Genomic DNA, 8,790 nt, shown 5'->3' with positions numbered 1-8,790 from the left:
GAGACCGAGACCGAGACCGAGACCGAGACCGAGACCGAGACCGAGACCGAGACCGAGACCGAGACCGAGACTTCTGATTGGGAGGCGGCTGCGGAAGGGAATGCTGCCGTTGAACCGGCGGAACCAGGTGCTCAGGCAGAGCCACCCCGCGGAATCGAACGGGTGGTGGAGAGGCGCGGCGGCTTCGGTTCAGCTGTTTTGGGCGGCGCCGTGGCTGCAGTCCTTGGGTTTATTGCTGGCCAAGGCAGCTGGCTTGATAGTGTTTTGCCGGCATCGCTGCAAAAACAGGGAACAGACATGACGGCTCTGGAAACCGGCCAGTCGGACCTGCGGGCGTCTCTGGCCGCACTGAAGCAGCAGGTTGAGGCCAGCCAGCCCCCGGACCTGTCACCCTTTGTTGCGCAGATCGAAGCCCTTGCCGCCGACATAGAACCGCTGAAAACGGCACAGACACCGGATACGGCCATGCGTGAAGATCTGGAGGCATTGGCCTCCCGTGTTGCAGCGCTGGAAACCCGGCCGCCGGAAGGCGCCTCTCCCGAAGCTGTGACTGCATTTGAAACCGAGCTGGGCAAGCTCCGGGACAGCCTTGCGGCGCAGCGTTCCGAGGTTGAAAAGATGCTGGCGGACGCCCAGGCGATGGATGCAGCGAGTGCCGAGGCCGCTCGGATTGCCAGCGCACAGACGCAGCTGGCGCAGCTGCGCTCAGCCTTGGATAACGGAAACAGTTATGCTGCCAGCGTTCAGGAGCTTGAGGGCCTCGGTGTTGATGTTCCGGCAGGGTTGTCCGGACCGGCAGAGAGCGGAGTTGCGTCGCTGTCTGCTTTGCGGGACAGATTTGTTCCGGCAGCACGCGAGGCACTGGCCGCCGCCCGGGAGGACACAAAGCCAGGCAGTGGTCTGCTTGATTACGTGAACCGCCATCTGGGTGCCCGCTCTGTCACCCCGCGCGAAGGGGACGACGCGGATGCAGTCCTGTCCCGTGCCGAAGCGGCGGTGGCAGCCGGCAAGTTGCAGGACGCGCTGGCAGAGCTATCTGCCCTGTCGGCGTCTGCCCGAACTGCCCTGTCCAGCTGGGAAGCCGCAGCAAGTGAGCGGGTTGCAGCCGTGACTGCTGCCACTGATCTGGCCCAAAGCCTGCAAGCCAAATAAGGAAGCCGCCATGCTCTGGTCGTTGTTGAAGATCCTCGTTTTCGTCGCGATTGTCGCGCTTCTGGCATTTGGCGCGGATCTGCTAATGGACACTGGCGGCGGGGTGCAGATCACCGTTGCCGGCACTGAATATACTCTGGGCGCGCTGCAGTCGGTAATTGCGCTGGGCGTGCTTGTCTTTGGTGTCTGGCTGTTGCTCAAGCTGCTGTCGCTGCTGGTTGCCACGCTGCACTTCTTGAATGGCGATGAGACCGCCTTGTCGCGGTACTGGGACAAGGGGCGCGAGCGCAAAGGTTATCAAGCGCTGGCCGATGGTCTGATGGCGCTGGCCTCCGGTGAGGGGCGTTTGGCGCTGGCCAAGGCGGCGCGGGCCGAGAAATACCTGCAAAAACCGGACCTGACCGATCTTCTGGTGGCACAGGCTGCAGAGATGAGCGGCGACACCCGCAAAGCGGCCGAAGCCTACAAGCGGCTGCTGTCGAACCAGCCCACCCGTTTTGTCGGTGTGCGCGGAATTATGAAGCAGAAACTGTCCGAAGGTGATACAGAGACAGCCCTGCAGCTGGCTGAAAAAGCGCTGTCTCTGCGTCCCAAACATGAAGAAGTGCAGGATACTTTGTTGCGCCTGCAGGCGCAGGCCGAGGATTGGGCTGGTGCCCGCAGAACACTCTCCACGAAGCTCAAGACTGGCACCCTGCCGCGCGATGTCTTTAAACGCCGCGATGCGGTGCTGGCGCTTTCGGCTTCCAAGGGGATCCTGGATGAAGGCGCAACGGTTGAGCAGCAGGAACAGGCGATCGAGGCCAACCGGTTGTCGCCCGACCTTGTGCCGGCCGCGGCTATGGCCGCCCGTGCCTATATCTCTAAGGGCAAAAAACGTCCCGCAGCCCGGCTGCTGAAGAAGTCCTGGGAGAGCCAGCCGCACCCGGATCTGGCCCATGCCTTTGCCGAAATTGAGCCGGAGGAAAGCGCCGTGGAGCGCGTCAAACGCTTTGAGCAGTTGGCCCGACTCAAACCGCAGGATGACGAGACCCGGCTGGTAATGGCTGAGCTTAACATCGTCGCCGAAGACTTCCCCGAAGCCCGCCGGTGGCTGAATGATCTTGCCGTCCGGGCGCCCGACGCCCGCGGATTGACGCTGATGGCTGCGATCGAGCGCGGCGAAGGTGCCAGTGACAAGATTGTTCAGGGCTGGCTGGCCAGGGCTTTGACCGCCCCGCGCGGGCCGCAATGGGTCTGCGACAGCTGCAATCACATCCACGCGGAATGGGCACCGGTGTGCGAGCATTGCGTCAGTTTTGACACTCTGTCCTGGAAGCGGCCGGAAACTCCGGAAGTGGCCAGTCTTGCAGCAGCACATATGTTGCCGCTGATTACTGGTGCACTGGAAGATAAGGCATCAGAAACGGTGGAAGAGGCTGAGATTCTGGAGCCTGATCAGGAGCAGACACCACAGGACCCGGTCAAAGAGTCGAGCTGACGATGGTTTTATAACACAGAGCGGCAGTACACCTGCCGCTCTTTCCGGGCTCTGAGGAGAACAGCACGCAGTTTTCGGGAGCCGGTAGATACCGATGCAAAACAGAAGCGCGCAAGAATATCGGGAAAATGGTGCCCAGGAGAGGACTCGAACCTCCACGTCCATACGGACACTAGCACCTGAAGCTAGCGCGTCTACCAATTCCGCCACCTGGGCAGGTGTCGTGGGATCGGCGTATAAGGTGGTTCATTACGAGCGTCAAACGGAAAATGCACGTAGACGCCGAATTTCATAAAGTTTCTTAGGTTTACAGTTTTCACACATTAAATCAGTGAGTTGTACAAATTGCTCCTGACATCCCAACAGGTGTCCAAAGGGCTTTGGGTTTGATCCTGCGCAAAGAGGAGGGGCTGAAATAGGGGCATACCAAAGTCATGAAACAGATTGACCGCTTCCAAGCCCTTGGGCTGTTCGACAGCCGGGTGCCCCGCTACACCTCTTACCCGACCGCGCCGGTGTTTACTGCAGCCGTCGGCGACGCGGATCAGGCCCACGAATTGCAGGCGCTGGATCCGGATGTGCCGGTTTCAGTCTACCTGCATATCCCGTTTTGCGAGCGTCTGTGCTGGTTCTGCGCCTGCCGCACGCAAGGCACTCAGACGCTAAGCCCGGTGGAAAGCTATATCGGCACGCTGGAGCAGGAACTGAAGCTGGTGGCACCGCTGTTGCCCAAAGGCTTGCGGATGGGGCGGATGCATTGGGGCGGCGGCACCCCGACAATTCTTCCGCCTGTGTTGATCCACCGGCTGGCGCAGGCGGTGAAGGCGGTGTTTCCTCAGACCGCAGACTGGGAGTTCTCAGTGGAAATCGACCCCACCATGGTCGATTGTGACAAGATCGCAGCGCTGGCGGAAGAAGGCATGAACCGCGCCAGCATCGGCATCCAGGATTTCGACCCGCTGGTGCAGCAATCCATTGGCCGGGAACAGCCGTATGACGTGACCATGGCCTGTGTTGAGGATCTGCGCGCGGCGGGGGTCAGTTCGTTGAACGCTGATCTGGTCTATGGCCTGCCGCACCAGACACCTGAGCGGATGGCGGATACTGTGGAGAAAGTACTGACTTTGGATCCGGACCGGCTTGCGCTGTTTGGCTATGCGCATGTGCCTTGGGTGTCAAAGCGGCAGAAATTGATTAACGAAAAGACCTTGCCGGACGATCGGGCACGCTATTATCTGGCCGGGCTGGCAGCCGAACAATTCCACGCGGCGGGTTTTGCCGCCATTGGAATCGACCATTTCGCCAAGCCGGGCGACGGGCTGGAGGCTGCGGCCCGCACCGGGCATCTGCGCCGCAACTTTCAGGGCTACACCGATGACTCCTGCCCAACGCTGATCGGATTCGGCGCATCGTCGATTTCGCGCTTTGCCGGGGGCTACATCCAGAACGCGCCGGCCACGCCTGCATATGTGCAGAGGGTCGAGGGAGGCCATCTGGCCGGTGCTCGGGGCCATGTGATGAGTGAGGAAGATCTGATGCGTGGCCGCGCCATCGAGATGCTGATGTGCGAGTTCCGGCTGAACCGGGCAGGGCTCAAACAGCGTTTTGGCACTTTGGCGGCAACTCTGGATGCAGACTTGGCGCAAATCATCGCCGGGTTCGGTGATCTGGTGCAATTGGATGAGGGAGCGCTGGAAATCTTGCCAGATGGCCGGCCGCTGACCCGGATCATCGCCAGCTGCTTTGATGCGCATGCGCCTGAAGGGGTGCGCTACAGCCGGGCCTCTTGATCTCAAGGCTAGGTGCTCCCGCCCGTCCCGAGGCATCCTTTTGATACCCTTCACCATTGGGCATCGCGCTGAGCAAGGACGTAGCGCTGCCGCTTGCCGCATCTGCTCCGGCGGCTGTGTTGAAGTCGATGTTGTGCTGCAGCATGTTCTCTGGTGGGTTGATCAGGGTCAGCTCAACATAGTTGCCCTCGTGCAGCATCATCATTGGAACCGGCATGGAGGTCTTAAAGGTCATGCCCTGAGGATCGGCGCTCTGGTCGACCTCGATTTCCTTGTCTACGGTCTTCATCTCGAATTCGACCACGCGCGGTTCGCCCGGTGCAACCTGTCCGTGCTCAAGCACGAAGGGCGGGGCAACAGTCCGTGCTTGTGGCACTAGCACCTGGCCCGATTGCGCTGGTTGCTTTTGATCAACTTTTGATAGGTTTATTCGGTGTCGAGATAAACGGATTTTCAGGTGCGCATTTACCTCCGGGGCATTGGCGCCGGTCGTCGCGGGCAACTGGCTTACCAAGGCTCGAACTGCCGGCAAGTTTAATTGTTAAGTCCAGTTTAACGTGCCGCCTGTTATCCCGGAGATGGGTGAAAATAGTGGTGGTGGATATGAGCGCACAAAGCAATGTGGCGCCCATTATCATCAAGAAGAAAAAATCAGGTGGTGGCGATGGCCATCACGGCGGCGCGTGGAAAGTGGCTTATGCCGACTTCGTGACCGCGATGATGGCCTTCTTTATGCTGATGTGGCTGCTGAACGCGACGACGGAAAAACAACGCAAGGGGCTGGCGGATTACTTCTCGCCGTCAATTCCGCTAAGCCGGGTCTCCGGCGGCGGCAATGGTGCATTTCAGGGTGACAGCATGTTCACCGAGGAAATTCAGCCGCAATCCGGCACCGGGGCAACGGATATCAATCCGACGGACGCTCAGCAGGCGCAAGGAGAAACCGGCGTTGAAACTGATGAGCAGCGTGAGGATGAAGACACCAAGTTCCGCGCCATCGAAGAACAGTTGTCTGGACGTGGCGGCGAGAGCATGGTGACGGTTGCGATGGCCCGCCATATTGTGACCAGGGTCACTGACGAAGGGCTGATCATCGAACTTTTTGCCACAGAAGACATACCGCTGTTTGATGAGGGTGCGGATGAGCCAACACCGTTGTTCCGGGATTTGGTCAGGATGATCGCGCGGGTGTCGGAGAGTGTTACCAGCAATGTAGCCATCGGCGGTCACATTCGTTCCCATCCGGTTGTGCTGGCAAAGAACCCGGTTTGGGAGCTGTCTCATGACAGAGCCGACAAAACACGCACGCTGCTCGAATCGGGCGGTCTGGCTGCAGGCCGGATTCACCGGGTGACAGGCCATGCCGACCGAAAGCTGGCGGTCGGTAACCCGATGGCAGCCCGTAATGACCGAATTGAAATCATCCTATTGCGCAAGTAAGTTGTTGAAAACATTGCGGTAGGCGGCTAGCGGATAAGACATATTTTTTCTGTTAGCCGCCCGTTAATCGCTCCTGAGCTAGCTGTTGTATCCAGAATGATTAGATGCAGCAGAAAGGCGCGCTATGACCATTTCTTCGTCGCTGAACGCGGGTGTTTCAGGATTGAGCGCCAACGCCAGCCGGTTGGCTTCCATTTCCGATAACATCGCCAACTCCTCGACCCGCGGGTATAAGCGGGTTCAAACAGACTTCCATTCCATGGTCTTGTCGAATTCAGGCGGTACCTATTCGGCCGGTGGTGTGCGCACGACCAATGTGCGCCTGATCGACGAGCGCGGGCCGATGATCACCACCAATAACGCCACCGACCTTGCGGTGCGCGGTCGCGGGATGCTGCCTGTGGCCTCGGTCACGGAAATAGAAGCGGGTTTAAGCCCGTCGATGATGCTGACCACCACGGGTTCGTTCCGGACCGATTCCAACGGCTACCTGACCACCGAATCGGGGCTGGCGCTGATGGGCTGGCCGGCCAATGCCGATGGCACCGTATCGGATGCTGCCCGCGACAGCAGTGATTCGCTGGAGCCGATCCTGATCGACCTCAACCGCTTGTCGGCGGAACCGACAACCGAGATCAGCCTCACTGCGAACTTGCCGGCTTCGGCCACCGATCTTGGTGCGGATGGCACGCCGGAAGATCAGGTGGTGCGCTATTACGACAACATGGGGCGCGCTGAAGAGCTGACGATTACCTATTCCCCCACTGTTGCAACTCCGCCCGCGACCACCGGCACCAATGAATGGACGATGGAGATCGTTGATTCCGCAACAGGTGCGACGGTGATCGGCGAATACACGCTGACCTTCGACGGCAGCTCAACCGCGGCCGGGTCCCTGCAAAACGTTGCCACCACTACTGGTGGTGCATATGACGCTGCTGCCGGTTCGGTGACTATCACCGTGGCTGGCGGGCCGATCGAGATCAATATTGGCGTCTACGGTGAGCAGAACGGTATGAGCCAGCTGGGCGAGGAGTTCGTCCCAGGCACCACCCAAAAGGATGGAACTCCCGTTGGCTCCTTTGTGTCTGCCGAAGTCAACGAAACCGGTGAAGTCATCGCCAAGTATGATTCCGGTGATACCAGGGTGATCTACAAGGTGCCGCTGGCGGATGTCTCCAACATCAACGGCATGCGGGCTCTGGATTCACAGACTTATGTGCCGACCGATGAGGCAGGCGATTTCTACCTTTGGGATGCAGGCGACGGGCCAACCGGCGAAATCCTGACCTATGCTCTGGAAGAGTCCGCCGTCGACGTGGCAACTGAACTGACGAACATGATCCAGACCCAGCGGGCCTATTCGTCGAACGCCAAGGTGATCCAGACCGTCGACGAAATGTTGCAGGAAACCACCAACATCAAGCGCTAACGCGCTTGATGCCCCCTGACATTGGCTTCACGAAAGCAGGCTGAACATGTCTATTTTTTCCGCCCTTAACAGCGCGATGAGCGGTTTGAACGCGGCCAGCCGGTCCTCGCAAGTGGTTTCGGACAATCTGGCCAATGCTCTGACACCTGGCTATACGCGCCGGGTGCTGGATCTGAACAGCCCTAGTGCAGGCCTTCGCGGCGTTCGGGTCGGTCATGTACAGCGTATCAATGACCCGGTTCTGATCACCAACCGCAGAGTGGCCGAGGCAGACTACGGTGCGGCCAGGATCCAGTCTGATTTCTACGGCCGGATGTCCAGTTTGGCTGGCACGGTTGATGATGAGATGTCACTGGCTTCGAATCTATCGTTTTTCGAGTCTTCTTTGATTGAGGCGGTCTCTCGCCCGGACTCACAGCCAAGGCTGAATGATCTCGCCGTGAAGGCGAATTCTCTGGCCGACTCGATTTCCCGTACGGCGGAAGGACTGCGGGATCTGAGGATCAGTGCGGATAGCGCGATCGGCTCTCAGGTCGAAACCGTGAATCAGGCGTTGAAGGACATCGAAAAACTGAATGCCCGCATTGCGGTCGTAGAAGCCGGTGGCATGGATGCCGCAGCGATGCATGACCAGCGGGATCAACTGATTGATCAGGTCAACGAAATCATTCCAGTCAATGTTGTCCGGCGTGATAATGGCCAGGTGTCGCTCTACTCGACCGGCGGGGTCATGCTGTTGGACGGCAAGGCGTCCGAGCTGAGCTTTACTCCGTCGCGGGATATCATGCCGCACATGACACTGGGCAATGCACTGATTTCCGGTCTCGAGGTCAACGGGAAGGTGATTGACACCAGCCCGGGCGGACCACTGCGGGGCGGCAAGCTTACGGCCCAGTTCGAAATCCGGGATGTAACTGCGGTGGAAGCCCAGGAGGATCTTGATACAATGGCTGCCGATCTGATCGAGCGGTTTCAGGATCCAGCACTGGATGCCACCATTGGCGTCACCGACGCCGGCATTTTCACGGATGATGGCGGTTTCTATGATCCGGCAAACTTCGTCGGTATTTCCAACCGGATCGAATTGAATGACCTGGTGGCTTTGGACGGTACCGGAGAGACATGGCGGTTCCGCGACGGCCTTTATGCAGCAGGTCAGGGTGACCCAGGTGAATCCAGGTTGCTGCAGGCATACTCTGATACGCTGAACACCACCCGGACAGTATCTTCGGCCCGGCTGGGCACAGCAAACATGACAGCCTCGACGCTGAGTGCGAACCTGTTGTCGCGGTTTGCACAGGACAATGAAATCGCGTCACGCGCATCAACCTTTGCTGCTGCCAGTTTCAACGAATTGAGCCAAGCGGAATTGGGGCTTGGAGTGGATACAGATGCTGAATTGCAAAACCTGATGCTGGTCGAAAAATACTACCAGGCCAATGCCCGGGTGATCACCGTTGTCGACGAACTTATGGACACACTATTGAGGATCTGAC

Annotated in this window: 7 protein-coding genes and 1 tRNA gene; 6 read left to right on the top strand and 2 right to left on the bottom strand. The window is 59.0% G+C overall.

Going from position 1 to position 8,790, the window contains the following annotated elements; translation table 11 throughout:
* A partial coding sequence (locus tag VOI29_RS06695) for a hypothetical protein (RefSeq protein ID WP_323777001.1) occupies positions 1 to 1,152 on the top strand: 1,152 nt, incomplete at its 5' end.
* 10 nt (positions 1,153 to 1,162) lie between these two features.
* Positions 1,163 to 2,632: a heme biosynthesis protein HemY gene (locus VOI29_RS06690; protein WP_323776999.1), complete on the top strand. Its 1,470-nt coding sequence runs from the start codon at positions 1,163 to 1,165 to the stop codon at positions 2,630 to 2,632.
* Positions 2,633 to 2,761: 129 nt separating this feature from the next.
* Here the strand turns inward: VOI29_RS06690 and VOI29_RS06685 are convergent.
* A tRNA-Leu gene (locus tag VOI29_RS06685) sits at positions 2,762 to 2,848 on the bottom strand.
* 218 nt (positions 2,849 to 3,066) lie between these two features.
* Here VOI29_RS06685 and hemN point away from each other — a divergent pair.
* A complete protein-coding gene (gene hemN, locus VOI29_RS06680; protein WP_323776997.1) occupies positions 3,067 to 4,422 on the top strand; it encodes an oxygen-independent coproporphyrinogen III oxidase in 1,356 nt (451 codons plus the stop codon).
* Here hemN and VOI29_RS06675 read toward each other — a convergent pair.
* Complete coding sequence (locus VOI29_RS06675; protein WP_323776995.1) at positions 4,361 to 4,726, bottom strand: hypothetical protein; 366 nt, start codon at positions 4,724 to 4,726, stop codon at positions 4,361 to 4,363. The two genes, hemN and VOI29_RS06675, sit on opposite strands and share 62 nt — an antisense overlap.
* Before the next feature lie 299 nt (positions 4,727 to 5,025).
* Between VOI29_RS06675 and VOI29_RS06670 the strand changes: the two genes are divergently transcribed.
* The 3 genes from VOI29_RS06670 (at position 5,026) to flgK (ending at position 8,789) form a co-directional block, all read left to right on the top strand.
* Positions 5,026 to 5,862, top strand: a complete 837-nt coding sequence (locus tag VOI29_RS06670; RefSeq protein WP_323777002.1) for a flagellar motor protein MotB — start codon at positions 5,026 to 5,028, stop codon at positions 5,860 to 5,862.
* A gap of 124 nt (positions 5,863 to 5,986) precedes the next feature.
* Positions 5,987 to 7,294, top strand: coding sequence for a flagellar hook-basal body complex protein (locus VOI29_RS06665; RefSeq protein ID WP_323776993.1), 1,308 nt, complete (start codon positions 5,987 to 5,989; stop codon positions 7,292 to 7,294).
* A gap of 46 nt (positions 7,295 to 7,340) precedes the next feature.
* Entirely contained in the window at positions 7,341 to 8,789 is a 1,449-nt protein-coding gene (flgK, locus tag VOI29_RS06660) for a flagellar hook-associated protein FlgK (protein ID WP_323776991.1), read from the top strand.
* Position 8,790 lies beyond the last annotated feature (1 nt).

It is taken from the genome of Leisingera sp., from assembly GCF_034669605.1.
In the GTDB taxonomy this organism is placed as follows: Bacteria; Pseudomonadota; Alphaproteobacteria; order Rhodobacterales; family Rhodobacteraceae; genus Leisingera.
Note: the sequence above shows the minus strand (reverse complement) of the source record. Positions and strands in the feature narration are given on the sequence as shown.